Source organism: Pelosinus propionicus DSM 13327 (assembly GCF_900114615.1).
Classification (GTDB): Bacteria; Bacillota; Negativicutes; order DSM-13327; family DSM-13327; genus Pelosinus; species Pelosinus propionicus.
The window spans coordinates 19,556-46,326 of record NZ_FOTS01000041.1; the positions used below are offsets into that span (position 1 = coordinate 19,556).

Consider the following 26,771-nt stretch of genomic DNA (forward strand, 5'->3'; position numbering starts at 1 on the left):
ATGACATACCGACCGCGTTGGCGTAAGGCCATCGGCATTTCTATAATTTTTCATATACTATTTTTGGGTGTAATCTGTTGGTTGGCTGATAAGGCTATTACATCCATAGAAGAAGAGCCTTACATTGAATTAGAATTACTTACCGATGCGTCTATAGAGGATTCAGGATTAGATGATCCATTACCCAATTCCCAAAGTGCACCTAGTGCTGCACCTGTCCAGACTATGCAAATCAGGGAGAAGACAGCCGTTTCAACTGTTGCCGCTCAAGTAGTGGCCGTGGACAATGAGATGGAGATGGAAGCAGTTGAAGCAGTGACTTCATCTCAGTTTGCAAGTGGTAATGAGTCTACTGGAATTTCTTCTACTGGCAGTGATGCAGTTGGGAATAATGGGAGCGGCAGCAGCGGCACTAATGCTGGTTCTAATGGTGGCGGAAATGGCGGACGAAAAGGTAAGGTTATTCGTCCTCAGATATTATCTAAAGTAGATCCTGATTATCCTGAAGGAGCGAAGGCAGCTGGCTTAACAGGCACCGTAAAGGTAAAAATTCAAATTTTAGCGAATGGATTACCTGGCGATGTATCCATTAGTGAGACATCAGGACATGATATATTGGATGCTGCAGTGGTAGCAGCCGTTCGAAAATGGAGATTTATACCAGCTAAGGATCCAGAGAGCGGTGCCAGTATTATGTGTTATACCAACATGCCAGTTACTTTTCGTTTTAAGTAGGTAAAAATCGTAGAAAAGCAGGGCACTTATTGCAGTTTTAGAGAGAGTGCATTTTCAATTATTCGATTTGTGATATAGTATAAGTAAGAAGCTAGTTTGGATAATGTAGTAGGAGTTGAATCATGAATTACCAATTTGTAGGAAAAGTAGTGATGATTACTGGCGGGACTTCTGGTATTGGTTTGGAAGCTGCTCGTCAATTGCTGGCCCAAGGGGCTAAGACAGCCTTAATTGGGCGTCAAGAGGAAAAAGGGCAGATGGCTTTATTAGAATTATCATCCTATGCTGATCGTGTATGTTTTATACAAGGTGATGTCAGTTCTGTGAGTCAATGCCAGGAAGTCGTAGAAAAAACGGCGGTCCAGTTTGGTGGTCTGGATATTGTTATCAATGCTGCTGGTACATATATGGAAAAAATCATTGGTGAAGTTACGGAAGATGAGTTTGATCATATCATGAATATCAATATAAAAGGTACCTATTTTATTTGTAAATCTGCTTTGCCTTATTTGCGTCAGAGGGGTGGTGGAGCTATTATTAATGTGTCTTCTGATGCAGGGATCAATGGTAATTGTTTATGTACTGCCTATTGCGCCTCAAAGGGAGCGGTAACGACTTTTACAAAGGCATTGTCCTTAGAAAGCATTCACTATAGTGTTCGTGCTAATTGCGTATGCCCTGGTGATGTGGATACACCTATGCTTAAGCAACAATTAGCAGAGGCAAACAATCCAGAGGAATATTTACGAGACATGGCATCGATGTATCCAATAGGAAGAATTGCTAAAGTACACGAGGTGGCTCATGTAATTTGCTTTCTGGCATCTGATCAGGCGTCCTTTGTTAATGGCGCAGTTTGGACAGTGGATGGAGGCTTAACTGCGTGTTAAATTAATGACAATGAAAAAATAAAGCAAACCAACCAAAATAACTCTGGTTGGTTTGCTTTATTTTTTTAGGATATAAAGTGCTTTTGTGAGATGAAAGAATTGACAGGAAGTGATTTTTTTGACATACTTAGATAATGATAATCATTATCATTATAAAAATAGTAAATAATCTATATATCAATAAACAGGGGGTAGATGGATGACAATAAAAAAACGTCTCCGGATCATTTGTCTGGGTTTCAGTATTATGCCTTTAATGATTGTGTATTGGCTGGGGAAAAATGCAGGACTAGCAGGAAATAATGCTTTTGAGCATGCGGTGGCTCTTGCTTTAATGTCCTCTATCTTGTTAGGTTTATTTAGTTCTGGTGCAGTAAAATACTGGTTTTTAGGCAAGCAGTTAGAGAAAATTAAAGAGTTTTGCCTTGCTGTAAAAGATGGGTCTTATCATGTATTTTTACCAGTGCCAAATGAGTCTAGTGATATCGATGATGAAAATGAAATGGTAGAGTTAATGCGTACCATGAATTGGATGGCTCATCATATAAAATTAAATGAGGAAAGTTTACAATCTCAAAAAGAAGAATTGGAGCAGGCATATACGAAGCAGCTAATCGTACAAAAAAAACTGGAAAATCGTACAAAGCAATTAACAGAAGTGCTGCATAAAGTGCGAAATTTACTTGACCATGCAGGACAAGGATTTGTATCTTTTGGTCAAGAGTTAAAAGTAGCACCTGAATATAGTGCAGAATGTATTACGATATTTCAGAAGGAAATTGCCGAAGAGAGTATTGCCAAGCTATTATATCCGTTAGATGAAAAACAAGAAGAATTTGTTACAAACGTATTGGAAAAAATATTTACAGTAGAAGATAATTTTTTAAGAGAAACATATTTTACGTTATTACCTAGTGAAATAGCAATCGATTGCACTTATATTAAAATTGATTATAAGTTTATACATAAAGAGAGCCATAAGGAAATTATGCTGATTCTAACGGACGTTACGGAAGTACGAAAGATGGAAGAGCAGATTCAAGAAGAAAAAGATATATTATCAATGGTGGTAAAAGTAGTAACACAATATGAGGATTTTTCCGATGCTGTAGCGGGGTATACTGCTTTTTGTGAGGATGAATTGCCTGGTATCGTACAAGCAGATTGTCTAATTTCAGAAAAGTTGAGTACGATATTTCGTATCATACATACATGGAAAGGCACTTTTGCTCAACTCAATATGCAGAATATTGTAAAAGAATTGCATAATGTAGAAGGGGAACTGGCTGCGCTGCGTGAAGAAGAAGTCATTCCTGCAGCAGCCTTTATTGAATTGATTAGCGCCTATTCTTCCGAACGAATGGTGAGCTGGCTTACGGATGATACCAATATCTTAAAACGTATTTTGGGAGACGGTTTTTTAAGGCAGCATACTATGGTCAACATTGAAAAAGCAAAACTGCATCAACTGAAAGAAAAAATCAGACACTGGCCAGGATCATCTCAAAAGCAGGAAATTGCCTTAGGATTGGAGATGTTAACCTATCGGCCATTCCAAGATCTGCTGCGAGCATACCCAGAATATACGGTAAGCTTAGCAAAGCGATATGAAAAAGGGGTACATCCTTTTGTTATTACAGGTGAGCAGGTTTTTGTTAATCCTGAAACCTATCATGATGCTGCGCAAACTTTTGTCCATCTGTTCCGTAATGCGGTGGCCCATGGGCTGGAAACGATGGAAGAGCGTTTGGATGCTGGAAAAGAAGAAAGCGGCAGAATTTCTTGCAAGGTACAACTTGCAGAAAATGATATTCTTGTGATGATCAAAGATGATGGTTGTGGTATTGACACCGAGCGTTTAAAAAAAGTTGCTGTAGAAAGAAAAATATTAGATCGAAGAGCAGCTTTGTCCTTGTCCGATGACGAAGCGATGCAGCTAATCTTTGCTGATGGATTTTCGAGTGCTTCCTGCGCTGATGACATATCTGGACGGGGTGTGGGGCTTTATGCAGTGCGTAGTGAAGTAGAAAAGCTTGGCGGAAAAATTGAAGTCCATAGTGAAATGGGAGTGGGAACCGAGTTTCGTTTAATAGTACCATTGCTGCATAGTATATAAAATGAGTAGATAAAAGGGGAGGATAAAATGGCAAGAGTGTTAATTGTTGATGATGCTTTAATGATGAGGAAGACAATCAGAAAAATGATTGAGAATGCTGGGTATATTGCCGAAGCTGAAGCTATAAATGGTGAACAGGCAATACAGATGTATAAAGAATATATGCCAGATATTGTTACTATGGACATTACAATGCCTGGAATTGACGGTATTGAAGCCTTAAGACATATCATGGCTTATGACAAAGATGCTAAAGTGATTATGGTTAGCGCATTAGGTCAGCAATATAAAGTGATGGAAGCGTTAGAGTGCGGTGCTAAAAGTTATATCTTAAAGCCGATTACTGCTGAGAATTTGATTGCCGTTATAAATCAAGTTCATGATAAGAGCAAAACCAATGCATTTACTAAGCCCGTATTTGAATGCGGTGAAGGAAGACATCAACAGTCTTGTGACATAATCGTGGGAAAAACGGTGTAGAATATTAGTAAGTATGTTCTTGACAATAAAATGTATTTATTATACTCTAAGTAAGAGTGGACAGCAAAATTTAATATGGATGGTATAGGTGCCCTTTAGGGCTTAATAGGGAAGTCCGGTTAAATTCCGGCGCGGTCCCGCCACTGTAATGAGGAGTAAACCCATAATTATGCCACTGAGATATAAATCTTGGGAAGGCTTGGGAGAGCGATGATTCAAAGTCAGGAGAACTGCCTATACAGCAATCACCGTTAAAACCTGCGAGAGATGGGGAGGAGATTCGTACAGTTATACTGTTGTACATTACACACGATAATGACGTGTTTATATGATGGCAGGCGACTATAATTGTATTTATTAGAATCTTCCGTTATGAGTGACGGAAGATTTTTTGCGCTAGTAACGATGTTTATCCAGTAGAATTATATTTGGAGTAACTCTTTCTTCGATAATTTTCTGATTTTTAAGAGTACTGGTCAAGAATACTGGATAATGGTAAAATTAAGAGTGCAAATTTTCGTTTTACTCAGTTATCGTTATTGTACTTGTATATGTTGTACCACAAATTATAGTTAAGGAGGCCATTATGGCAGGAATTTTTTACGGTGTTGGTGTAGGGCCGGGAGATCCAGAGCTGCTCACATTAAAAGCAGTGGAGGTGATAAGAAACGCGGATGTGGTAATTGCTCCTAAAACAGAAAAAAAGGAAGGTAGTACAGCGCTATCAATTGCTCATCCTTACTTGAAAACAGATGTTGAGATATTAAGGTTGGTTTTCCCGATGGTAAATGATGCAGATACGCTAGCTAATGCATGGGAAAACAATAAAAATAGTATTCTGGCAGAATTACAGGCTGGGAAAAAAGTCGTGTTTTTAACATTAGGCGATCCTATGTTCTATAGCACTTATATGTATGTATATCGTTTATTAAAAAACTCTGGTTATGCGATTGAAACTATACCAGGAGTTCCAGCTTTTTGTGCGATTGGCAGTCAATTAGGTCAGCCTCTAGCAGAGGGAAATGATATACTTAGCATTATTCCTGCGACGATGTCAGAAGAAGAATTAGATGCTATATTGGGAGTCGTCGACAATGTTGTATTAATGAAAGTTTACAAAAATTTTGGACAGGTTGTAGCGAAATTAAAAGAGCATGGCTTTGGTGAAAACTCTGTTATGATTAGTCGCTGTGGTTTGCCTGATGAGCAAATTAGCTATAATTTAGATGAAGTAGACCCAACGAATGTAAATTATTTGTCTACAATCTTGGCTAAAAAACGTAAGCTTGGTTAACTGTAATCTGATTGATGCAGATTGAAAAAACTGAGTGGGGAGTTGTACAAAGTGAATTTGAATTTTTTATATAAAGTGGCAATGAGTTTTGCATTAAGTGTTTCCTTATTGCTGGGTGCTAGTGTATTTGGCTTATCGAATGCAAGTGCGCTAGCAGCCCCAAAAAGTCAAAAAGCCATTGTTGTTGTTAGTTTTGGTACTACTTTTGCAGAAGCTCGTAAATTAAATATTGAGGGTGTAGAAAACCGTATTGCTCAGGCTTTTCCTGAATATGATGTATATAGGGCTTTTACTTCCAAAATTGTTATGAAACGCTTGGCGGAAAATAGCAATATTCATGTGAATGATTTGGAAACAGTATTAAACAACTTAAAAAAAGATGGATATAAAGAAGTTATTGTACAAACAACTCATCTAACACCAGGCGAAGAATATGATAAAAAAGTTGTGGCAACTGTAGAAAAGTTTAATGGTTCTTTTGAAACTCTTTCTATAGGCCGCCCAGTATTATTCTTTCATGGTGAAAACGGTAAACCTAATGACTTTGCCATTGCTGTAAATGCCCTTAAAAAACAACTTCCTGCATTGCAATTGCAAGGTAAAACGGTTGTGTTTATGGGACATGGTTCACCACATCAGCATAACCCAGCGTACCAAGCCTTACAGGATCAATTTGATGCAGCTGGATTGCATGTGATTGTTGGCGTTGTAGAAGAAACGGATCATCCTAATCTTCAAGATGTTGAAAAATTACTGAAAGAAAAAAACATTAAAAAAATTACCTTGATGCCGCTCATGTTAGTTGCTGGTGATCATGCGAATAACGATATGGCTGGGGATGAAAAAGATTCTTGGAAGAATACATTCCTTGCAGATGGATATCAAGTGGACACGTATATTCATGGTTTAGGTGAAAATACTGGAATCCAAGATATTTATGTACAGCATGTACGTGATGCCATTAATGGTTTGAAATAAAAATTAAGCGAGTAGTAAGAGGGATGCCGGATTGTATATCCGGCCTTTCCCATTTGTTGTATATATGGAAGGAGAGCAAGTTGTGAAAGGGAAATTAACATATTTACTCTGCATGCTAAGTATAATGAGTGTAATCTTGGCGGGATGTGCTTCTTCAGTCCAGGAAAAATCCGCAGCAAAATCTCCAGATCATTATCTGCAAATAACGGATGATGCAGGGCGTAATGTAGTGTTGGGACAAAAACCGCAACGCATTGTTGTGTTATCTACCTCGTTCTTAGATGTATTATATGGAGTAGGTGGCAAAGCTGTTGGAAGGCCTAGCTCTAAAACACCTCAGACTTTTCCTGCTCAGCAGGATATTCCAGAAGTAGGATTTATTTACAATGTTAATGTGGAGCAGGTATTAACCCTTCAGCCAGACTTAATAATTGGTTTTCAAGGAATTCATGATAAATTAATTCCGACATTTGAAAGCAGTAAGGTTCCTATGCTCATATTAAAGATGAAGACCTATGATGATATTTTAGAGAAAGTAAAGTTATTTGGCGATATTGCAGGCACGCAAGGACAGGCTGAGAAACTGCTTGCTGACATGCAAGCTAACATCAACGAGGTAACAGCTAAGTTACCGAATCAAAGTAAAAAAGTAATTATATTGCATGCCACCGCCAAAAATGTTACTGTCGAGCTTGAGAATAGTATTGCAGGAAATGTGGCTTCTATCTTAAAACTCAAAAATATTGCTGCAGGCAGTACGCCAATCGATGGTGACAATGAAGCAACTCCTTATAGCTTAGAGAAGCTGGTAGAAGGAGATGCAGACGCTATTTTGGTTGTTACCATGGGTAACATGGCTGAAATTGAAAAACGAATGAAAGCTGACCTTGAAAGCAATCCGGCTTGGGGTGGTTTACGTGCAGTAAAAACAGGACAAGTTTATTTTCTGCCAGCAGAATTATTCCAACTCAATCCCGGTATTCGTTTTCATGAATCAGTAGCATATATGGCAAAAGTAATGTATCCTGAGGTTTATGGAAATGTTAAATAAGAAGATTTTTTCCCGTAGGGGCGTGCGCGATCGAAGCGAATGGAGAGCATTTATTTTGATAATATTCCTATTGCTTGCTTTAGGGGGAATTGCTCTTAGTTTGAGCGTAGGAGCATTATCTATTAGTCTAAATGAAATTATAACGGCTATTTTTTCTGATACTTCGGGAGCAAATCGACAAGTGATATGGAATATACGGCTGCCAAGAACCTTAGTAGGCGCACTGGTAGGGATTAATTTGTCCTTAGCTGGAGCCATTTTACAGGGGGTTATGAAAAATCCCCTGGCTGACCCTCATATTATTGGGGTTTCGTCAGGAGCTGGTTTAGCTGGCGTAAGCATTATGGTGCTGTTCCCTCATAAAGAATATTTGGTAACTCCTGTTGCCTTTTTTGGTGCTATGTTAGCAGCTATTTTCATCTATATTTTGGCTTGGAAGGGCGGCATTCGGCCAGTACGTATTATTTTAGCAGGGGTAGCCGTATCAGCTTTTTTGAATTCAGCTATTTCTGCATTATTAGTATTTTACAGTGATCGGGTCCATGGAGCATTGATGTGGATGGTGGGAGGATTGTCAGCCCGCAGTTGGCCGCATCTTGATATTATTTTGCCTTATACGATAATAGGTGGAATTTTAGCTATATTGGGTGCTAGGCGGCTTAATATCCTAAACCTTGGAGATGAAATTGCCCGAGGGTTGGGGTTAAATGTTGAAGTTTCTCGTATTGCTCTGACAGCTGTAGCAGCATTAATGGCGGCAAGTGCGGTCAGTGTTGTTGGCCTGCTGGGTTTTGTAGGCTTGATTGTACCTCATGCAGCCCGCTTATTGGTTGGGTCGGATTATCGCTACCTTCTTCCTGCCTCTGCCTTATTGGGAGTCGCAGTTGTAACGCTAAGTGATACTTTGGCTAGAGTGGCATTTGCTCCAATTGAAATTCCGGTAGGGATTATTATGGCCTTTGTCGGTGCGCCATTCTTTCTCTACTTGCTAAGGAGGGATGCATAATGTCCAATATGAAGGCAGAAGCCTTATCCGTGAATTTTGATGATAAAATGGTCTTGAAAGACCTTTCCCTAGCAATTGAGGAAGGAAAAATTATTTCAATTTTAGGTCCTAATGGGTCAGGTAAAAGTACCTTATTGAATGTCTTATCACGGAATATAAAACCGAATAAAGGGATTGTCTATTTAGATGGTCAGAATTTATCTCAGCTTAGCGGTAAAATGTTAGCACAGCAAATGGCTGTCTTGCCTCAATCTCCTCAGGCTCCCAGTGATTTAACAGTAAGGGATTTAGTCGAATTTGGGCGATTTCCTCATCAAAGCTGGTGGAGAGGAAAATCAGAGCAAGATGAGGCTTGTGTTAGTTGGGCTTTGATGCAGACTGGACTTATACAAATGGCTGATCGAGTGGTGAGTACTCTTTCTGGTGGTGAACGTCAGAGGGTTTGGATTGCCATGGCTTTAGCACAAAAGCCAGAAATCTTATTATTAGATGAACCTACTACTTATCTTGATATTTGCCACCAGCTAGAAATCATGGAATTGCTAGCTGCTTTTAATCATGAACATAAACTTACTGTTGTGATGGTACTGCATGACATTAATCATGCTGCTAAATATTCAGACTACGTTGCCGTCTTGCAGCAAGGGCAAATTTTTGCAGCAGGTGAGCCTGCGGAAGTCATTACGGAACATACTCTGCGAGAAGTATTTAGGGTTGAAAGCGAAATTTCCTTTGATGTATCGGGCAAACCAATGGTAATGATCCGAGGACTAACGCCTAAAAATTAATCATTTAATTAGGAGAAGTAGGGGATAGTAAATGATTCACATTGAGAATTTTAGTAAGAAATTTGATGAACGCACCGCTGTAGATAATTTATCTTTAAAAATTGCCAAAGGAGAAATTTTTGGTCTATTAGGTCCAAATGGCGCAGGGAAAACAACTACCATTCGCGTACTAACCATGCTGACACGACCGACAACAGGCAAGATTATTATTGATGGCTGTGAGGCTTCCCATCAGGAACAGCACATTAAATCTGTCATTGGTGTAGTCCCTCAGCATTTCAATTTAGACAATGATTTAACACCCTGGGAAAATCTTGAGCTTCATGGCAGACTTCATCATATGATGCCCCAACTGCGTAATCAACGGATTGAAGAATTATTAAAATTCGTAGAACTGGAAGACCGAGCCCATGAGATGGTGCAGAAATTCTCTGGCGGTATGAAACGGCGCTTAATGATTGCAAGAGCGTTATTGCATCAGCCTAAAGTACTTTTTTTAGATGAGCCTACAGTAGGACTGGATCCGCAAGTACGCCGCCGTCTTTGGGATCTGATACGCCACTTGAAGAATGAGGGACTTACTGTATTGCTGACTACACATTATATTGAAGAGGCTGAAAACTTATGCCAGAGGGTTGCGATTATGGAGAAAGGGAAATTAATTGCTCTGGATACTCCTGGGGCATTATGCCAGCGGCTTGGCTCCTATGCAGTGGAGTGGGCAGATGAAGAAGGCACAAAAACAAAATTCTTCGCTGATCGCAATGAGGCATCCACTTTTGCAGCTACATTAATCACAACGACAACTTTGCGTCAGACAAACCTAGAGGATGCGTTTGTAGAATTGACTGGGCGGAAGGTGATAGGATAATGTTGTATGATATTTGGACAGTATTTTGGCGTGATTGGTTAGTGCTAAAAAGACGCATTGGCCGTTTTATTTTGTCTCGAATGGTCTCGCCTATATTATATCTGGTGGCTTTTGGCTGGGGATTAGGACGCAGCATTCAGGTTAATCAAGGTAATTATTTAGATTTTATTGTTCCGGGAATTATTGCATTGAATTCCATGAATATCAGTTTTAATTCTGTCGGCAGCCCTCTTAATATGAGCAGAGTATATCACAAGACTTTAGAAGAATACTTAATTGCTCCTATCTCCTCTATCTCCTTTGTGTTTGGGAAAGTCTTATCAGGTGCGCTGCGCGGCTTATTATCATCTCTGATTATTATTCTATTAGCCTTTGCTTTTGGTGCCCATGCTTTAATTACAGTCTGGTTTGCAGTTGCATTAGTACTGAACTGTCTAGTTTTTGCGTCAATGGGGTTGGTAGCGGCTATGATTATGGATACTCATGAAGATATGGCTAATTTTAATACGTATGTATTATTGCCTATGTCATTTTTATGTGCTACATTTTTTATTCCAGATCATTTGCCGGCAATCTTGCGCTGGCTAATTGAGATTTTGCCTCTGACTCATGCTAGCCATGCTTTACGGGCAATCGTCTCCGGCGGAGGAATTCCTGTGCTATCCCTGATCATAATGGCAGCGTATGTTACTGCTTTTTGTGGAATCGGGGTATGGTTGATGGAGAAAGTACGGGAGTAGATTTTTTTACTATATTGACTTTATGTGCTATACTATGGATAGAAAGAGTCCTTAAATTTTAATAGATAAATAGAGTTTTCTAGGGTTCCGTGGTTTAACCAGTCTGGACCGAGAGAAAACCCACAGTTTTACTGTGCACACGGAAGGATAAAAACCTGGGAGAACATACTAGATGTTTTCCCAGGTTTTTTTGTTGAGTTTTTAAACATTGAGAGTAGCTATGAAAAAGATCAATAGTTAAGTGAGGGGAGAAGAATGATATTGAATACGATTATGGAATACAAATGGATTGTTTTATTTATCTTAGAGGTTGCTGCTTGGTCTGTAACCATATTTATGTTTTATGCAAGGTATAGAATGCAATCGGATCGATGGTTTAAATTTAGTACTGTAGTATTTGCCCTTACAGGTGTGATTCCTCAAGTTATTTTAGGAGTCATAAACTTTATTGTGGTGAAAGAAGTCGATGTTTTTACTTTGGTGATTATAATATTGCTGGTGTATGGCTTTACCCTAGGGAAAAAACAAATTAAGCAGTTAGATGCTTGGGCGCAGAAAAAGTTTGCAATGAAATCAGATGTTTCCTAAATATGTAGGAATAGAAAGAGAACGCAAAGAGTATTGCTGCTCTTTTTGCGTTCTTTCTATTTATAGTGAGGAAGACAATTTCATAGCGGCACGTACCATTGTCTCTGTTCCATACGCCAATGCCTTCTCATCAATATCAAATTTAGGATGGTGCTGAGGATAAATAATGCCCTTGTCCTTGTTACCTGTGCCAATAAAGATAAAGGCTCCAGGGATTTTCTCGAGATAAACGGAGAAATCTTCACCGCCCATTACGGGATCAATTGTTAAGGTATTTTCGGCACCCAGAGTCTCGACACTGGCATTAGCAAATGCCTCTGCAATTTTGGGATTATTGATGACAGGGGGGAAGCCCAGTTGCTTTTCAATTTGGAAGGTGGCACCTGCTGATAGACAGATACCACTGACAATTTGCTCGATCCTTTCAAAAACAATTTTCTTTATTTCCAATGAAAAAGAGCGTACGGTGCCAATAAGAACGGCTGTATCAGGAATTATGTTGAAAGTATCACCTGATTTAAAGGAACCAATAGAGAGAACCGCCTGTTCTAGCGGATCAATATTACGGCTGACAATCGTATGTAATGCTGTTACTATCTGAGAGGCTACAAGAATAGCGTCAATTGTTTGATGCGGCATAGATCCATGACCGCCTCGCCCCTTAATCGTAATGGTAAATGAGTCAGGAGAAGCCATCATGCGGTTATAGCTAATGCCGCTGGTTCCAGCAGAAAGACTTTGCCAAAGATGAGTTCCAATAATGGCATCAACGTCTGTAAGAGCACCTTCTTGCACCATGAGGACTGCCCCTCCGGGAAAACATTCTTCACTAGGCTGAAATAAAAAAATGATTGTGCCGGCTAGATGATCTTTTAACTCTACTAACGTTTTGGCTGCTCCAATCAGCATGGCTGTATGACCATCATGACCGCAAGCATGACATACACCTGGATTTTGAGATTGATAGGACTTGCCGCACTCATCTTGTAATTCTAGAGCATCAATGTCAGCGCGAATTGCAATGGTCTTGCCAGGTAAAGCTCCGTGCAGCTGGGCAATTACTCCTGTGCCTGCAATTTTACGAGGAGTAAGTCCTAAAGCTGATAATTCCTCCATGATTCTTTGTTGCGTATTGAATTCCTGGGCACTAAGCTCAGGATATGTGTGAAAATGCCGTCGCAGAGAAACAATAGAATCATAATGTTTTTCAACAATATCTTTAATGATTCGCAAATTGAAAGCCCCCTATTCGTAAGATACAAGTATCTGCAATGAAGAGATATAACATTACAATATCTATCATTATATACTTGTAAAACATAAAATAAAAGCTGAAAAGCAGATTTTACCTTAAGATGCATGAGAAAATAAATCTTGCTTAACAATGATAGACAAGGATGTTATTATATGGTATTATTTATTAGATAAGAATATTATTAATAAGGAGAGTCGTAGATGATAAAAAAATGGAAAAAGTCTATAACTGCTAGTATGTGTCTTTTGGTTTTATTTTTAGTAGTGGGATGTGGTAGTAATACTGCAAAAACGACAGAGCCAGAAGTTAAGAAAATAAAAGTGGTCACTACTATGTATCCCGTATATGAATTTGTAAAACAGGTTGGCGGCGATAAGGTAGATGTGGTTATGCTGATACCTCCAGGAGCAGAACCTCATGACTGGGAACCGACAGCAAAAGATATTATTCAAATTAAAAGTGCGAAGATTTTTGCTTATCATGGAGCTGATTTTGAGCCGGTTGAAAAATTATTACATAAAGATGTATTAGGTGATGCTCTTGCTGTAGAGATAAGTAAAGATGTTAAAAAACTGGAAGCAAAACATGAAGAAGAGGATGAAGAGGAAGAGCATGGTCATACGCATGGGCATGCTCATGAAGAGCATCAGTTTGATCCTCATGCTTGGCTGGATCCAATAGCAGTTCAGCAAGAAATTAAAACCATCCAGCAGGCATTGACTGCCGTTGATGAAAGAAATGCTGATTACTACAAACAAAATGCAGAAACATACAATAAAAAGTTAACTGAGCTTGATGAGCAATATAAAAAAGTCTTAACTGGAATTACTCGAAAAGAAATTGTTACGAGCCATAGAGCTTTTGGTTATCTGGCAAATCGTTATGGGTTTGAACAGTTAGGTATTATGGGACTTTCTCCCGATGCAGAACCTACACCGGATCGAATGGCAAAGATCACTGAATTCTGCCGTGAACATAAAGTTAAATATATATTTTTTGAAACCTTAACGAGTCCTAAATTAGCGCAGACTCTTGCGAAGGAAACAGGAGCGGAATTGCTTGTATTAAATCCGATTGAAAGCCTAACAGAGCAGGAAATGAAAGAGGGAAAAAATTATTTAACCATCATGGGTGAGAATTTAGTAAATTTGCAAAAAGCCCTCAAGTAAATGAAAGAGATGAAGAATTGCATGATAAGCAAATCTTCATCTCTTATTTTTTATGTAGCAGATATAAAGTTGCCAATAGTATTGGCTGATGGATCAAATAGACAGCTAAAGAATGTCGTCCTAGCCAAGTGATTACTTTGGGAAGGGAGGCAGAAATATAAGGCTGTTTGGATTTATAAAACAACTTGCCGATTAGAATTCCGATGACAAAAATTCCATACCAAGGAAATAGAGGATAATAATCCAGGGATGTAAAAGTACGAGTCTGCAAGCCCAGAGGGAAGAGGTATGGAGAAACTGTGAAGCTTGCCGTAACAACCAGCCCCATAATAAATGACGTAACCGCTAACAGTAATAACCATCTAATTTGCAAAGGACGAATTAGAGGCGACGAAAGTAAACTGATTCCAAGAAAATGCAAGATACCAAAACGAATATAAAAATCTGGATTGTAAAAATAGGTAATAGACGTTAGTAGGAGCGCCCAAATAAAAATGTGGATACCATGGCGTACACTGTTGCGGCTGAGGGTACTGCTCAAACCGCAAAGGAAGATAAATAAGATTGCCGATAGCTTTCCTTCCCAATACCAAAATCCTACCAGATACTCTAGTTTATAAGCATACAAATCTTTTAGATCTACGATAAGATGAAAGAGTATCATTAATACTATTGCCAAACCGCGGGCAAAATCCAATTCTTCAAGACGGTATTTAATAATAGGATCAGGTAACATAAGAATCTCCTTATAATAAACTGAGATTAGCAGCGACAACAATGTAAATGTAGTCAGGTTCATTTGCTAAAAGTCTAATATTACAAGTGTAATCAATTGATGATAAAAAGGCAATAAAAAGAAAATATATATTGGGTGTCAGACACAGAGGATACAGAGATCAATTACGAGCCTAGTGCTTCACTAGGCTCGTAATAATCATATTTTTATTTTTTGTGCAGAGCAATTTGTGTATAATTATTTACCCTTTTACTAAAATCAGCATCATTTTAAAATTTTCTGTGGCGTCTAAACCATGAGGAATATTTGAAGGCATAACAAGAGTTTGTCCTTTGGTCGCAATGAATTTGCTTTCTCCTACAGTGATAGAGGCCTCCCCATCTAAGATATATACCATAGCATCTCCGGGTGCAGAATGGGTACTTACTGCCTCACCTTTTGCAAATGCAAATAATGTTAACGTTAAAGTATCATTTTGTACAAGAGTAAGACTGACAACACGACCATCTTGATATTCTACTAAATTCGCCATTTCTAGGGCTTTGCTAAACTCAATATTTTTGATAAATTTCTTTTCCATATTCCTAATCCTCCACTTCATTTCTGATATCTTAACTTCATTGTACAGGTTAATGTATCCAATTTCTGTGATGCCTATCACAATTATTATTTTTTGCGTATCACATTTCTACTTTGATTCATATATTATCTTGTGGTTGGCATATAGCGAAGGTGCTTTATTTTCTCAAAGGAGATGGATAACGTATGTGTGGAATTGTAGGATGGATAGATTGGGAAAGAAACCTTGAAAATGAGGGCCATATAATGGCCAACATGATGGAAACGTTAGCAGCTCGTGGGCCTGATGCTTCAGGTATGTATTTAACAAAGCACGCGGCATTAGGGCATCGGCGTCTTAGTGTAGTCGATCTAGAAAATGGAGCACAGCCTATGATTCGGGATAGAGGGCAGCGACGCTATGTAATAACGTATAATGGAGAACTGTATAATACTCCTGAATTAAGGCAAGCGTTAGAAGCTCTAGGATATGTCTTTCGTACCAATTGTGATACGGAAGTGTTGTTAACTGCATATATAGAATGGGGTCCTTCTTGTGTAGAAAAATTCAATGGTATCTTTGCTTTTGGTATTTGGGATGAAACAGATCGCACTTTATTTCTTGCTCGTGATCGTATTGGTGTCAAACCTTTATTTTATACGAGACAAGGTAGCAAATTTATTTTTGGTTCAGAATTAAAAGCATTGTTAGCTCATCCAGAAATTAAACCAGAAATAGATAGCGAAGGCTTGGCAGAAGTACTTATTATTGGGCCTGCACGAACGCCAGGTCATGGTGTATTTCGTAATATAGCAGAGCTTAGACCAGGACACAGTATGTTGTATAGCGAAAAGGGCATGTATCTTTGTCAATATTGGGCATTGGAAAGTATGCCTCATCCAGATGATTTTGATACCACGGTGGAAACTGTACGAGAGTTGATGCAAGATATTGTAAAGCGCCAATTAGTCGCTGATGTTCCTGTTTGTACCTTATTGTCAGGCGGACTGGACTCGAGTGCATTAACTGCTCTGGCATGCAGTACATATCGCCAGCAAGGTTTAGGTGATCTTCATACCTACTCTGTAGATTATCTTGATAATGCACAGTATTTTCAAGCAAACAGCTTTCAGCCTAATGCTGATGCTCCCTGGGTACAGCGTGTTTCTGAATTTTTTGACACACGTCATCACAATATTATTCTGGATACGCCTGAATTAGCAGGCAGTCTGCCTCAGGCTACAATATCAAGGGACTTACCAGGTATGGCCGATGTCGATACCTCTTTGTATCTATTTTGCCGTGAAATAAAAAAGGGAGCCACGGTTGCTTTATCTGGTGAATGTGCTGATGAGGTATTTGGCGGTTATCCTTGGTTTTATCGGGAAGATATGATTAATGCCTCCTGTTTCCCATGGTCGCCTAATTTAGATGTACGTATGCAGTGGTTATCGTCTGAAATGAAATCAGTAACAAAGGCTCATGATTATTTACAGCAACGTTATCAAGAAGCATTAGCCGAAGTGCCGCGTCTGCCTGGTGAGGATGCAAAGGATGCCCGTATGCGAGAAATCTTCTACTTGAGTCTAACACGATGGATGCCTACTTTACTTGATCGCAAAGACCGCATGAGTATGGCTTCAGGCTTGGAAGTTCGAGTGCCATATTGCGATCATAGACTCGTTGAATATGTATGGAATGTACCATGGCATATGAAAAACTTCCATGATCGAGAAAAAGGTCTTTTACGACAGGCATTAGTGGGAATTTTGCCTGAAGATGTTTTATGGAGACGCAAGAGTCCTTATCCAAAAACCCATAATCCTTCTTATTTGAACGCTGTTCGCTTGTGGGTTCTACAAATTTTAGATGATACATCTTCGCCATTACGAAGAATCGTGGATGTGGATAAAGTACGTGCAATGGCTCAACAGAATGCTGAAATATCAAATATACCCTGGTTTGGTCAGCTTATGTCGAGTGTTCAGTTATTTGCTTATTTGATTCAGGTGGATACTTGGCTCAGAGAGTATAAGGTGCAGCTGGTATAGCTAAATTAGTGTTCTAAGGCTGTCAAAATAGTAAAACAAGAGCCAGGGATTCGTGGTTACGAATTTACCTAGCTCTTGTTAATTTGTAACATTTATATAATAAAGAAATCGTTTGTACAAATATTTGTACATGCGGTTAACAGTCTTGCCGCGGCCAGCAATCTTGTCGCGGCCAGCATCCTCGTCGTGGCCAGCATCCTTGTTGCGGCCAGCATCCTTGCTGCGGCCAGCATCCTTGCTGCGGCCAGCATCCTTGCTGTGGCCAGCATCCTTGCTGTGGCCAGCATCCTTGTTGCGGCCAGCATCCTTGCTGTGGCCAGCAATTTTGTCTAGGCCAGCAACTTTGCCTAGGCCAGCACAGTCTAGGAGCACAAGTATGGCGAGGTGTGCAGCCTATAGCAAAACCTACTCCAATAGTTGAATGATAAGATTTTGCTCGAGATTCTAGGTCTTCGTCCCAATCCTCAATTTCAGGGGTTCCCCACTCCTTATAATCCATAAGTATCGCCTCCTGACTTGCGAGAATCTTAAAGATGAGTTAGTTCAAATGGGAGATTAACTTAACATGAATCATAGTTGCTCTTAAATGCTACTTGTATATAGGTATCTTGCCCCTCTAAAACGCACTTAGTATGAGTAAAAGCCTGTTTTTTCTGATGCAGGGATTAAAGATTATAAAAAGATATCTTACTATATAATATGCTTTATGATACATAAGAGTGATTGATTTAAATTGCATAAAGAGCTTGTTTATTAAGTTTTTTCTGCAAACTTTGTAGATTTTTATTTATGATAACAAAAGTATAATGTGTTTCTTATTATTGCAAAATGGATATGAAATCTTAAAGGATTCATGTAGCATTTTAGCGAAGTATACAGGAAAGAATGTGAGGATGTGTTAATAAATGTGTACTGCATGTGATGAAACATACAAAATATTTACGATTGAACTTGTCACGAAGGATCCTGCTAATACTAATATGGAATTATTTAAAGAAATAGCTCATAGATTGTTTCAAAATAAAGTAATATCTAATATCAATATCAATAATAATAAAGTGTATCATTCTGATAATAAACAAATATTTGGATTTGACATTCATCTGGGCAATCCAACGAATCCTTCAACGGTAAATCTTAAAAGTGTTGAAAAAGCTCTTGATGGTCTTGTCGACCAGTTTGACGACTATTCTGAAATGAAGATTAAACTCAGCTAAACTCTTTTACATAATAAAGCATCCTCCTTAGGGGTGCCTTTTTTTTATATAAAGAAATCACTGTTCAAACTGTTGCATTAAAATAAATGTAAATTATGACTGAGCAGTCATAATTTTGTCACATTTCCAGATTATAATGATACTATCAAATAAAGGAGGGGTTTTTCATGAAAGGTTTTGTTAAAAAAGGAATCATTTTCTCGCTAATTGGGGTTATGCAGCTTGGTATAGGGGCATCAGTAATCGAAGCATCACCCAAACATGAGAATAGAAACCATAAGCAGCATTGGGATAATCGAGATCATAGGATTCAAGAAGAACGGGATCGTCATGAAAGAGAAATGGCACGACGAGATCATGAAGAAGAATGGCAATGGAAAGAACGTCAAAAAAGAGAAAAAGACCACCATGAAGAAGTCATGAGAACGCTTGGAGGAATTGCATTACTCTACATATTAACCAATAATTAAAATGATACAAATTGCGAGGAGGAAAACCCCATGAAAGGTATTGTTAAAAAAGTAGCCATATATACTATGGTTGGTATCATGCAAGTTGGTTTTGGTGCATCAATAATAGAGGCTTCACCATTACAAGGCAACCCTACTCCTATGCAGTTTGGATATGACAGACATGATCAAGGTCATGATAGACATGATCGTGAACGCTGGGAAAGAGAAAAACAAAGGCAAGAACGTCTTGAGAATGAAAGGCACGAAAGAGAAATGAAACGTCGTCCACATGAGACGAGAAAACAATGGCGTGAACGTCAGAAACACGAAAACGAGCGACACGAAAGAGAGCTGCGCAAAATCAGAGAGCATAGGTATAGATAGTATTAGTTTCGGTACTTTTTACAGACATCCTTGTTCTTGCCAGTAGATGATTAATTTTTGTATGGTTATAAAAAAACCATATAAAGGAAGCGGTGATATGGCTGACGAGAATCTATTTTTATGATAAGATTCAAATATACATAACTAGTTTATGTTAGTTTGTAAAGAAGGGGAATAAGGAATGTTTAAGAACAATGTAAGAGTGCTATTGGCTGTAAGTATGTTAGTCCTTATGATAGTAGTGGCAGGCTGTGGCGGCTCGTCAGGAGTTAAACGTGTATCTGGATTGAGTACGACAGAAACAGTAACCACTTTTTTTGACGCAGCTAAGAATAACCGTATGTCAGAAGCTAGTTTATATGTATCAAATGCTTCTAAGAATGATCCTAAAACTGTGTTAAAGTTTATGAAGGGACAATCTGGAATTCAAGAAATTAAGAATGCCAACATTGTATCGATTAAGCAAGTTGCACAAGAAAGTAACTATGCAGCTGTTATTGCAACAATTCAGGAGCAAAATACTTTCAAAATGAGTATTAAACCAGTAGGCCTGGAAAAAATAAATGGTGAATGGTATATTGTAGATTTTGACCAAATCTATAATGGTGCCAAATACAAAGTATTGCAGCAGCTGCTTGCCAATATATAATACTCCTAAAACTCTGGTAAAATAGTGTATGCTATTCTACCAGAGTTTTTTTGTAAAAAAGTAATGAATTACAAAAGCACAATGCAGCCGCTCGCGGCACATAAAGGAGAGCACGGAAAAAAAGTTATTAATTAACCCTTTGTGTCTTTTTGCTTCGATTCGTTTTAAGGACGAGTCAGCATTTTTCTTATGTGCAATTGAAACTTTTACTTTTCACTATACGATATTTTTAGTATAGTAATGAATGAGTTAATAAATAAATAGGAGTTGAATGCCATGCATTTTACTTATTATATGCCAACTAAAATATTCTTTGGATGCGGTGAGTTTGAAAAGGCTCCTGCTTATATCAAACCTCTTGGCAAAAAGGTACTGATTGTTACAGGTAAATATGCGATGAATAAATATGGCTTTACCAAGAGATTAGTAGACGGTCTTGCTGACCAAGGAATTGAATCCATGGTATTTGAAGGAATTAGTGCCAATCCTCTGGCTAGTGAGGTCAACGCTTGTGTTAAGAAATTTTCTGGCTGGCAGCCTGAGGTTGTAGTAGCCCTGGGCGGCGGCAGTGCTATTGATGCTGGGAAAGCTATTCTTCTTGGTTTGTCAACAGGAGAAAAAGTGGAACCTTATTTATTGGGTCAATTGCCGATTACTCATGCTGATATTCCTCTTGTAGCGATTCCTACTACGGCAGGTACAGGATCTGAAACCAATTGGGCGGCGATTTTAACCGACGAGAGTACTGGCACTAAGACTAGCTTTCGTCATAGCGATTTTTTTCCTGCTATTGCTATCGTTGATCCAGAACTGACAATGTCTTTATCACCAGAAATTACAGTAGAAACCGGTTTTGATGTATTTGCTCATGGGGTAGAGACCTATATTTCCAAAAGTGGGTTAAGTCCTTTGGTTGGCAGTAATTCTCTAAAAGCAATACAATTAGTAGGGCAATATTTGCCTCAGGCCTTAGCGGATGGTGAAAATGGTACTGCTCGTACCTATATGATGTATGCCAGTATGCTGATGGGGTTCAATTTAGCGAATTCCAGTACGTGCCTGCCTCATCGTTTACAGTATCCAATCGGTGTAAAAACCAACAGCAGTCATGGCAGCGGATTAATGGCTCTCTTTGAAAGCTGGATCGATTTGACTTATGAGATTTCCAAAGAGAAGTTCAATCATATTGGAGAAGCATTATCAGGCACAAGATGCACTAGTAAGAAGGAATTTATGAATGTTTATCGTCAATTTAGGCAAAGTATAAATATAAATCCTAGTTTGGCGGATTTTTCTTTAACAAAAGCGGATGTAAGTTATTTAGCAAGTAAAGTAACAGGTAACTTGTCCAATGATCCGGCAGGGGAAATTCCGGGGATTGTGGAGAAGATTTATAACGGGGCGTTTTATAAATGAGTCTTTTGGAGCAGACAATGATAAAAAAAGATGTTGACAAAATTTTGCCCTATCTAATGGTATTGCGTCCAAAACAATGGACAAAAAATTTGTTAGTGTTTGCTGCTTTGATTTTTTCCATTAAAACTGTATCTGTAGATATGCTGGTACAATCAGCTGTTGCTTTTATTTTGTTTTGTACAACATCAGGCTGCGTTTATATTATAAACGATTATCTTGATCGGGAAGCCGATAGCAGACATCCGGAGAAATGTCATCGTCCCATTGCTTCAGGCAAATTGCATCCTTTGGGGGCATTACTGTTTGGGAGTGTTTTATTAGGCTGCTCACTTACAGCAGCATTTATAGCAGAGCCTTTGCTGAGTCTGTTACTTTTGGGATATTTTATGGTGAATGTAGCGTATTCGATGAAGTTAAAGCGAATTGTGATTATTGATATTATGGTGATTGCCTTTGGTTTTGTTTTGCGGGCCATTGGGGGAGGATTAGCTATTAATGTTTCTTTTACTCCTTGGTTTTTAATTTGTACTATGCTATTGGCTTTGTTTTTGGCCATCAGCAAACGCAGGCATGAACTATATTTGCTCAGTCATCATAAAGGTGAGCACCGTAAGGTGTTAGAGCAATATTCTCCTGAATTGTTGGATCAATTAAATAGTATTGTTACTACAGCAGCGATTATGAGCTATTCTTTATTTACCTTTACTTCAGGTCATACCATTCATCTAATGTGGACCATTCCTCTCGTCATGTATGGGATTTTTCGCTATCTTTATTTAATTCATATAGAAGGACAAGGCGGAAGACCTGAAAAAGTACTGGTAGAAGATAGTCATATTTTAGGAACAGTTATATTGTTTGCTGCTATGGTTGTGTCTATTTTATATTATTTTGAATAAAAATCTTAATGAAATTTAGTAGTGAGGTAGCATGTAAATGAAAGATTTACTATTAATTATTATCTCGGTAATCATTGGTGCAGTAGGGCAAATTGCTTTTAAATTGGGAGCCATGCAACTGGTTCAAAATCCTGGTGTTACTATACTCGAAAAAATCAAATGGCCGATTGTGCTAGGACTATTTTTGTATGGTATCAGCACAATTTTATGGATTATGGCTTTGAAAAAAGTAGAACTTAGTTATGCTTATCCTATGATAAGTTTAGGCTATGTTCTAGTATTTATTGCCTCCTATTTTATTTTTCATGAACCAATAAACTGGCTAAGGATGGGGGGAATGCTCTTTATTATCGCAGGTATTATCTTAGTCGCTAGATCCTAGGAGGGTGTTACATTGGATTATAGATATGCAGTACTGCCTGTTATTGCTTGGTTTGTAGCTGGCACAGTAAAATTTATCGTAAATTATATTCGATTTCGAAGAGAGGCTGTCACCTTAATTGGCAATGGGGGATTTCCAAGTACTCACACCACTGTCATTAGCAGTACAGTTTTTTTTATTGGATTATCAGAAGGTATCAATCAGCCAGTATTTAGTTTGGGCATAGCAGTGCTTATGATTACCATATTTGATGCAATGGGGATCAGACGGGCTTTAGGAAAACAGGCTGCGATGATCAATCAGCATATAGGACCTCATCAAATTGCAAAGCCATTAAGAGAGCGGCAGGGTCATACTCCCTTTGAAGTCTTGGGAGGGCTTATAGTAGGATTCGTATTGGCGTTTGTTTTTTACCGTATGTAACAGATTCATGTGGGAGGAAATCTATGATAGGAAGCTTTTCTTTTATATTAGGGCTAACCTTATTGTCTTTTATGTTTTTTATTTTAACGCTATCAGCTGTGGGATTTGGAATAGGCATACCCTTGCTGCCCATTCATTTATGGCTATCAGCCGCTGGTAGTCTTATTTTTGTTTTTATTAGTGGAATTTTTTATAGAAAAGAAAATAAATGGAAATGGACTCTTACTATAGGGAGCCTGTCCATAGTGTTAATGTACTTTTTTATGCTGGTAAGTGGTTTGTTTTATGATATCTCCTATGATGGACAAGTGTATCATCAAGAAGCAGTCATACAGCTGGCTAATCATTGGAATCCTTTTCAGCAATATTTGACTAAAGAGCAATCTCAATCGGCTATGCTGCTAAATCACTATGCAAAAGGGCCATGGATTTATGAAGCGGCCTTATATACAATAACAGGGCAAATTGAACAGAGTAAAGCCTTTAATTTGATATTAATCACAGCATCTTTTCTATTAACATTTTCTGCGCTGCAAAATAGCCAGAGATACAGTAGAAATCAAACTATATTTTTTAGCTTGCTATTGGCTTTAAATCCGGTAAGCATCTATCAATCCTTAAGCTTTTACATCGATGGACAGCTGGCATCGTTATTATTATGTTTACTGGCTTTATCATATCAAATGATCAGGCAGTATGATATATTTGTTTTAGCTGGTTTTATCATGAGCATTGGTTTGTTGGTAAATGTAAAATTTACCGGTATTGTATATGCTGTTGCCTGTATAGGGTTAATGGGTGGTTGGCTATGGCTGCTAAAGAAACGAGAAAGTTATCAGAGTCTTGGGAAATCAGCATTTATTGCTTTTGTTGCGGGGATTTGCATACTTGGTTATAATCCGTATGTCACCAATAGTCTTTTCTACAAGCATCCTTTCTATCCATTATATGGAGCAGGATCCAAGTCGATGGATATTATGACCAGTAATTCCCCAAAGGGTTTTTTGCAAATGAGTGGAATAAAGAAACTATATGTTGCTAATTTCTCTATGGCTACAAATCAGTTTGATAGGGAAGAACCCGTGGTAAAACCTCCTTTTTATGTCACTGCACAAGAACTTAGACCTTTTATTTATGGTGCGGATATTCGAATTGGAGGATTTGGTCCTTGGTTTAGCGGTATGCTGGTGCTTAGTGGTCTTATCTTACTATTCTTATTAGGGTCTCTTAAGAAAGATACATTTTATGGGGTAGGTTTGGTCGTGAGCATTATGATATCGGCGCTCATAAATCCGGAATCTTGGTGGGCACGATATGTGCCGCAAATTTGGTACGCCTGTATTTGCCTTGCACTCCTTGCTTGGTCCAATCAAAAAAAAGCAGTTCGTTATCTCGGAGGGATTCTAGCAGGAGCGGCTGTGATCAATCTGGCCTTAATTTCTTATCCCTATATTCTTGGCAATTATTACTGTACCCAGGCGCTAAGGCAAGAATTAAAAGAGATTGCTGCGTATCGTAATCCCATCAATGTATGTTTTGGCGAGTTTACTTCGAACTATGTGCGATTTGCTCAAAACAATATTTCTTTTGTGGATGCACCGGCAGATATTGCTGATATGAATATAGAGGTCATGAGGTACAACTATTTAACTGCTCCAGCGAAAGAACAATCATTAGCAACTATTTTTGAAAAAGAAAGGATGGATAAACATGAATAATAAAAAAAGTATTTTGACAGCAATTTTTCTTCTGCTATTCTTTATCCATGTGCCAGGATATGCCCAAACCCTTATGTATGTTCCTTTTGACAATCGCCCTGTAAGTAATGAATACGTAGTTGATACCGTAAAAAAAGGTGGATTTGATATTCTCGTTCCGCCGGAAGATTCTCTTGCCGCCAGAACGAGAAGTGCAAATCCCGACCAACTATGGGAATGGGTCTTTGCCCATGCGAAAGAAGCAGACGGAGTCGTAGTATCAGCCGATGCACTGATCTATGGAGGATTGGTTGCTTCTAGAACTCATGAAATCAGTGAAGACGTGCTGCTGGAAAGAGTGGCAAATTTTCAAAAACTAAAGGAATTGAATCCTTCTGCACGCATATATGTATTCAGTACGATTATGCGTAGTCCCCATGCTTCCAGTGGCGGGGTAGAACCGGCGTATTACGAAACTTATGGACCTGCAATTTTCCGTATTCATGCTCTTCAAGATAAAAGTGAAATGGAAAAGTTAAATAAAAAAGAAAAGAAAGAATTAGAAACATTAAATGCGCAAGTTCCGAAGGATATTATGGAAGATTGGGTAAACAGGCGTGAAAAGAATTTTAAAGCAAATTTACAGCTTGTTTATGCTGCAAAAGACAATCTCTTTAATTACTTGTTGATTGGTCGTGATGATTGTTCCCCGCTGTCGAGATCCCATCAGGAATCCAGATGGCTAAGTAAAGAAGCAGCGGATTTATCTGCCAGCAAATATTCTTCTTTTCCAGGCGCAGATCAGTTAGGAATGCTCATGCTGACGAGAGCCGTGAATGATTTGACCTTCACCATCCCCACGGTTTCTGTAATTTATACGCAAGGTGCTGGTAATAAGACCATTCCTTCTTATGAAGATACTCCTGTTGGAAAAAATGTAAGAGATCATTTATTTGCTGCTGGTTTTGTACCTTTATTATCGGATAAATCAGCCGATATGATTTTGGCTGTCAATACACCCATAGATGGCTGGACTAGAGAAGCCGGCATGGAATCAAATAAAACAAAAGCCAGTAAAGAAACCCTTGCCTTTGTAAAACAGATTCAAGGCTATTTACAAGCTGGACGAAAAGTAGCGGTGGCAGATATTTCGTTTGCTAATGGTTCCGATAATGCTTTTATGAAAGAAATGACCAATAACAAATTGGCGTCTCAGTTAGAATCTTATTCTGGCTGGAATACAGCCAGCAATACCATTGGTTATACCATTGGACAAGCTGCTTTCGCGCAGCGCATGACAGCAGCTGACAAAAATAATCTAATTGCTGTCCGACTTTTAGATGATTGGGCGTATCAAGCCAATGTGCGCAGTGATCTAATGAATGAAGTGTTAATTCCTCAAGGAATCAGCAATGTACAATTAAATGAAATGCGCCCAGCCCTTACCCAAGATGTTACTAAACGCATACAAAATTTTGCTCAGCAAAATTTAACTGAGTTTCCGCTGGAAAAAGTAGAAGTTTCTTTCCCTTGGAATCGCATGTTTGAAGTAGATGTGAAAGCAAAATAGCTGTAAAGTGCATAAATGAAGAAGGGGCTGTCGCATTAAGCCAGCCTCCAAAAGCAACAAAAAACGGCAACTGACAAGAGTCAGAAGCCGTTTTTTGTTGTAAAATCAAATTTATGACGAAAAAGAATTTACAACCAGATTATACAGTAAACGAGGATACCTATCAACTATTTCTTCTGCCCATGGATATTGGCGAAATGATCCCGGCAGAAGATTCGGTACGCTTACTCAACGCGGTAATGGAAGGGATGGATTACAGAAAATTGTACGCCGCGTACTCTCGCATGGGGAGAATCGAGAAATCACCGAAACGGTTGTTTAAAGTTCTCGTGTATGGATACATGAACGGCATCTACTCCAGCCGTAAACTAGAAC

29 protein-coding genes and 2 riboswitches are annotated in these 26,771 nt (G+C 38.6%); of the genes, 25 read left to right on the forward strand and 4 right to left on the reverse strand.

The genetic code is table 11. The features are described from left to right. From BMZ99_RS18740 to BMZ99_RS18795, 12 genes are all read left to right on the forward strand, one after another. Complete coding sequence (locus BMZ99_RS18740; RefSeq protein ID WP_090941010.1) at nt 1-735, forward strand: energy transducer TonB; 735 nt, start codon at nt 1-3, stop codon at nt 733-735. 122 nt (nt 736-857) lie between these two features. Further along, entirely contained in the window at nt 858-1,625 is a 768-nt protein-coding gene (locus tag BMZ99_RS18745) for an SDR family NAD(P)-dependent oxidoreductase (protein ID WP_090941014.1), read from the forward strand. 199 nt (nt 1,626-1,824) lie between these two features. After that, entirely contained in the window at nt 1,825-3,741 is a 1,917-nt protein-coding gene (locus BMZ99_RS18750; protein ID WP_090941016.1) for an ATP-binding protein, read from the forward strand. Between the two features lie 27 nt (nt 3,742-3,768). Then, entirely contained in the window at nt 3,769-4,221 is a 453-nt protein-coding gene (locus BMZ99_RS18755; protein WP_090941019.1) for a response regulator, read from the forward strand. A 69-nt stretch (nt 4,222-4,290) separates the two neighbouring features. After that, a riboswitch (cobalamin riboswitch) is annotated at nt 4,291-4,473 on the forward strand. 334 nt (nt 4,474-4,807) lie between these two features. Beyond that, nucleotides 4,808-5,515: a precorrin-2 C(20)-methyltransferase gene (gene cobI, locus BMZ99_RS18760; RefSeq protein WP_090941022.1), complete on the forward strand. Its 708-nt coding sequence runs from the start codon at nt 4,808-4,810 to the stop codon at nt 5,513-5,515. A 51-nt stretch (nt 5,516-5,566) separates the two neighbouring features. After that, nucleotides 5,567-6,493, forward strand: coding sequence for a sirohydrochlorin cobaltochelatase (locus BMZ99_RS18765; protein WP_090941025.1), 927 nt, complete (start codon nt 5,567-5,569; stop codon nt 6,491-6,493). Between the two features lie 124 nt (nt 6,494-6,617). Then, nucleotides 6,618-7,544, forward strand: coding sequence for an ABC transporter substrate-binding protein (locus tag BMZ99_RS18770; protein ID WP_245755048.1), 927 nt, complete (start codon nt 6,618-6,620; stop codon nt 7,542-7,544). Further along, nucleotides 7,534-8,550 (forward strand): FecCD family ABC transporter permease, encoded by a 1,017-nt coding sequence (locus tag BMZ99_RS18775; RefSeq protein ID WP_090941027.1) that lies wholly within the window; start codon nt 7,534-7,536, stop codon nt 8,548-8,550. Before BMZ99_RS18770 ends, BMZ99_RS18775 begins: the two co-directional genes overlap by 11 nt. After that, nucleotides 8,550-9,338: an ABC transporter ATP-binding protein gene (locus BMZ99_RS18780; RefSeq protein WP_090941030.1), complete on the forward strand. Its 789-nt coding sequence runs from the start codon at nt 8,550-8,552 to the stop codon at nt 9,336-9,338. Before BMZ99_RS18775 ends, BMZ99_RS18780 begins: the two co-directional genes overlap by 1 nt. Before the next feature lie 31 nt (nt 9,339-9,369). Then, nucleotides 9,370-10,209 carry an ABC transporter ATP-binding protein gene (locus BMZ99_RS18785; RefSeq protein WP_090941033.1) on the forward strand — a complete coding sequence of 280 codons (840 nt, stop codon included), beginning with the start codon at nt 9,370-9,372 and terminating at the stop codon, nt 10,207-10,209. After that, entirely contained in the window at nt 10,209-10,949 is a 741-nt protein-coding gene (locus BMZ99_RS18790) for an ABC transporter permease (RefSeq protein ID WP_090941036.1), read from the forward strand. The genes BMZ99_RS18785 and BMZ99_RS18790 overlap by 1 nt, the downstream gene beginning before the upstream one ends. 68 nt (nt 10,950-11,017) lie before the next feature. Further along, a riboswitch (guanidine-I (ykkC/yxkD leader) is annotated at nt 11,018-11,113 on the forward strand. Between the two features lie 97 nt (nt 11,114-11,210). Further along, entirely contained in the window at nt 11,211-11,537 is a 327-nt protein-coding gene (locus tag BMZ99_RS18795; RefSeq protein ID WP_139214799.1) for a hypothetical protein, read from the forward strand. A 60-nt stretch (nt 11,538-11,597) separates the two neighbouring features. Here BMZ99_RS18795 and BMZ99_RS18800 read toward each other — a convergent pair whose 3' ends face one another. Beyond that, nucleotides 11,598-12,770 carry a M20 metallopeptidase family protein gene (locus BMZ99_RS18800; RefSeq protein WP_090941042.1) on the reverse strand — a complete coding sequence of 391 codons (1,173 nt, stop codon included), beginning with the start codon at nt 12,768-12,770 and terminating at the stop codon, nt 11,598-11,600. 222 nt (nt 12,771-12,992) lie between these two features. On the opposite strand from BMZ99_RS18800, the gene BMZ99_RS18805 reads away from it, so the two are divergent. Beyond that, the gene (locus BMZ99_RS18805; RefSeq protein ID WP_090941045.1) at nt 12,993-13,961 is read left to right on the forward strand and encodes a metal ABC transporter substrate-binding protein; all 969 of its coding nucleotides are present in this window, start codon (nt 12,993-12,995) and stop codon (nt 13,959-13,961) included. Between the two features lie 43 nt (nt 13,962-14,004). Here BMZ99_RS18805 and BMZ99_RS18810 read toward each other — a convergent pair whose 3' ends face one another. Then, nucleotides 14,005-14,697 carry a heparan-alpha-glucosaminide N-acetyltransferase gene (locus BMZ99_RS18810; protein WP_090941048.1) on the reverse strand — a complete coding sequence of 231 codons (693 nt, stop codon included), beginning with the start codon at nt 14,695-14,697 and terminating at the stop codon, nt 14,005-14,007. 241 nt (nt 14,698-14,938) lie between these two features. Beyond that, complete coding sequence (locus BMZ99_RS18815) at nt 14,939-15,277, reverse strand: cupin domain-containing protein (protein ID WP_090941051.1); 339 nt, start codon at nt 15,275-15,277, stop codon at nt 14,939-14,941. 185 nt (nt 15,278-15,462) lie between these two features. Between BMZ99_RS18815 and asnB the strand changes: the two genes are divergently transcribed. Continuing rightward, nucleotides 15,463-17,307 carry an asparagine synthase (glutamine-hydrolyzing) gene (asnB, locus tag BMZ99_RS18820; RefSeq protein WP_090941054.1) on the forward strand — a complete coding sequence of 615 codons (1,845 nt, stop codon included), beginning with the start codon at nt 15,463-15,465 and terminating at the stop codon, nt 17,305-17,307. A gap of 136 nt (nt 17,308-17,443) precedes the next feature. Here the strand turns inward: asnB and BMZ99_RS18825 are convergent, their stop codons facing one another. Then, the gene (locus BMZ99_RS18825) at nt 17,444-17,806 is read right to left on the reverse strand and encodes a hypothetical protein (RefSeq protein WP_090941056.1); all 363 of its coding nucleotides are present in this window, start codon (nt 17,804-17,806) and stop codon (nt 17,444-17,446) included. Between the two features lie 406 nt (nt 17,807-18,212). Here BMZ99_RS18825 and BMZ99_RS18830 point away from each other — a divergent pair, with 406 nt between their 5' ends. The 11 genes from BMZ99_RS18830 to BMZ99_RS18880 form a co-directional block, all read left to right on the forward strand. Beyond that, nucleotides 18,213-18,524 carry a hypothetical protein gene (locus BMZ99_RS18830; RefSeq protein ID WP_090941060.1) on the forward strand — a complete coding sequence of 104 codons (312 nt, stop codon included), beginning with the start codon at nt 18,213-18,215 and terminating at the stop codon, nt 18,522-18,524. 167 nt (nt 18,525-18,691) lie between these two features. After that, the gene (locus BMZ99_RS18835; protein ID WP_090941063.1) at nt 18,692-18,994 is read left to right on the forward strand and encodes a hypothetical protein; all 303 of its coding nucleotides are present in this window, start codon (nt 18,692-18,694) and stop codon (nt 18,992-18,994) included. Between the two features lie 30 nt (nt 18,995-19,024). Continuing rightward, complete coding sequence (locus BMZ99_RS18840) at nt 19,025-19,360, forward strand: hypothetical protein (RefSeq protein ID WP_090941066.1); 336 nt, start codon at nt 19,025-19,027, stop codon at nt 19,358-19,360. 181 nt (nt 19,361-19,541) lie between these two features. Beyond that, complete coding sequence (locus tag BMZ99_RS18845) at nt 19,542-20,009, forward strand: hypothetical protein (RefSeq protein WP_090941069.1); 468 nt, start codon at nt 19,542-19,544, stop codon at nt 20,007-20,009. Nucleotides 20,010-20,303: 294 nt separating this feature from the next. After that, nucleotides 20,304-21,425, forward strand: coding sequence for an iron-containing alcohol dehydrogenase (locus BMZ99_RS18850; protein ID WP_245755049.1), 1,122 nt, complete (start codon nt 20,304-20,306; stop codon nt 21,423-21,425). Between the two features lie 17 nt (nt 21,426-21,442). Beyond that, nucleotides 21,443-22,324 carry a decaprenyl-phosphate phosphoribosyltransferase gene (locus tag BMZ99_RS18855; RefSeq protein WP_245755050.1) on the forward strand — a complete coding sequence of 294 codons (882 nt, stop codon included), beginning with the start codon at nt 21,443-21,445 and terminating at the stop codon, nt 22,322-22,324. 37 nt (nt 22,325-22,361) lie between these two features. Further along, nucleotides 22,362-22,706 (forward strand): SMR family transporter, encoded by a 345-nt coding sequence (locus BMZ99_RS18860; protein WP_090941077.1) that lies wholly within the window; start codon nt 22,362-22,364, stop codon nt 22,704-22,706. A 12-nt stretch (nt 22,707-22,718) separates the two neighbouring features. Further along, entirely contained in the window at nt 22,719-23,129 is a 411-nt protein-coding gene (locus BMZ99_RS18865; protein ID WP_090941080.1) for a divergent PAP2 family protein, read from the forward strand. Between the two features lie 23 nt (nt 23,130-23,152). After that, entirely contained in the window at nt 23,153-24,847 is a 1,695-nt protein-coding gene (locus BMZ99_RS18870; protein WP_090941083.1) for a hypothetical protein, read from the forward strand. Further along, the gene (locus tag BMZ99_RS18875; protein ID WP_090941086.1) at nt 24,840-26,396 is read left to right on the forward strand and encodes a DUF4127 family protein; all 1,557 of its coding nucleotides are present in this window, start codon (nt 24,840-24,842) and stop codon (nt 26,394-26,396) included. Before BMZ99_RS18870 ends, BMZ99_RS18875 begins: the two co-directional genes overlap by 8 nt. A 113-nt stretch (nt 26,397-26,509) precedes the next feature. After that, on the forward strand, nt 26,510-26,771 hold a 262-nt coding region (locus tag BMZ99_RS18880; RefSeq protein WP_139214800.1), incomplete at its 3' end, for a transposase.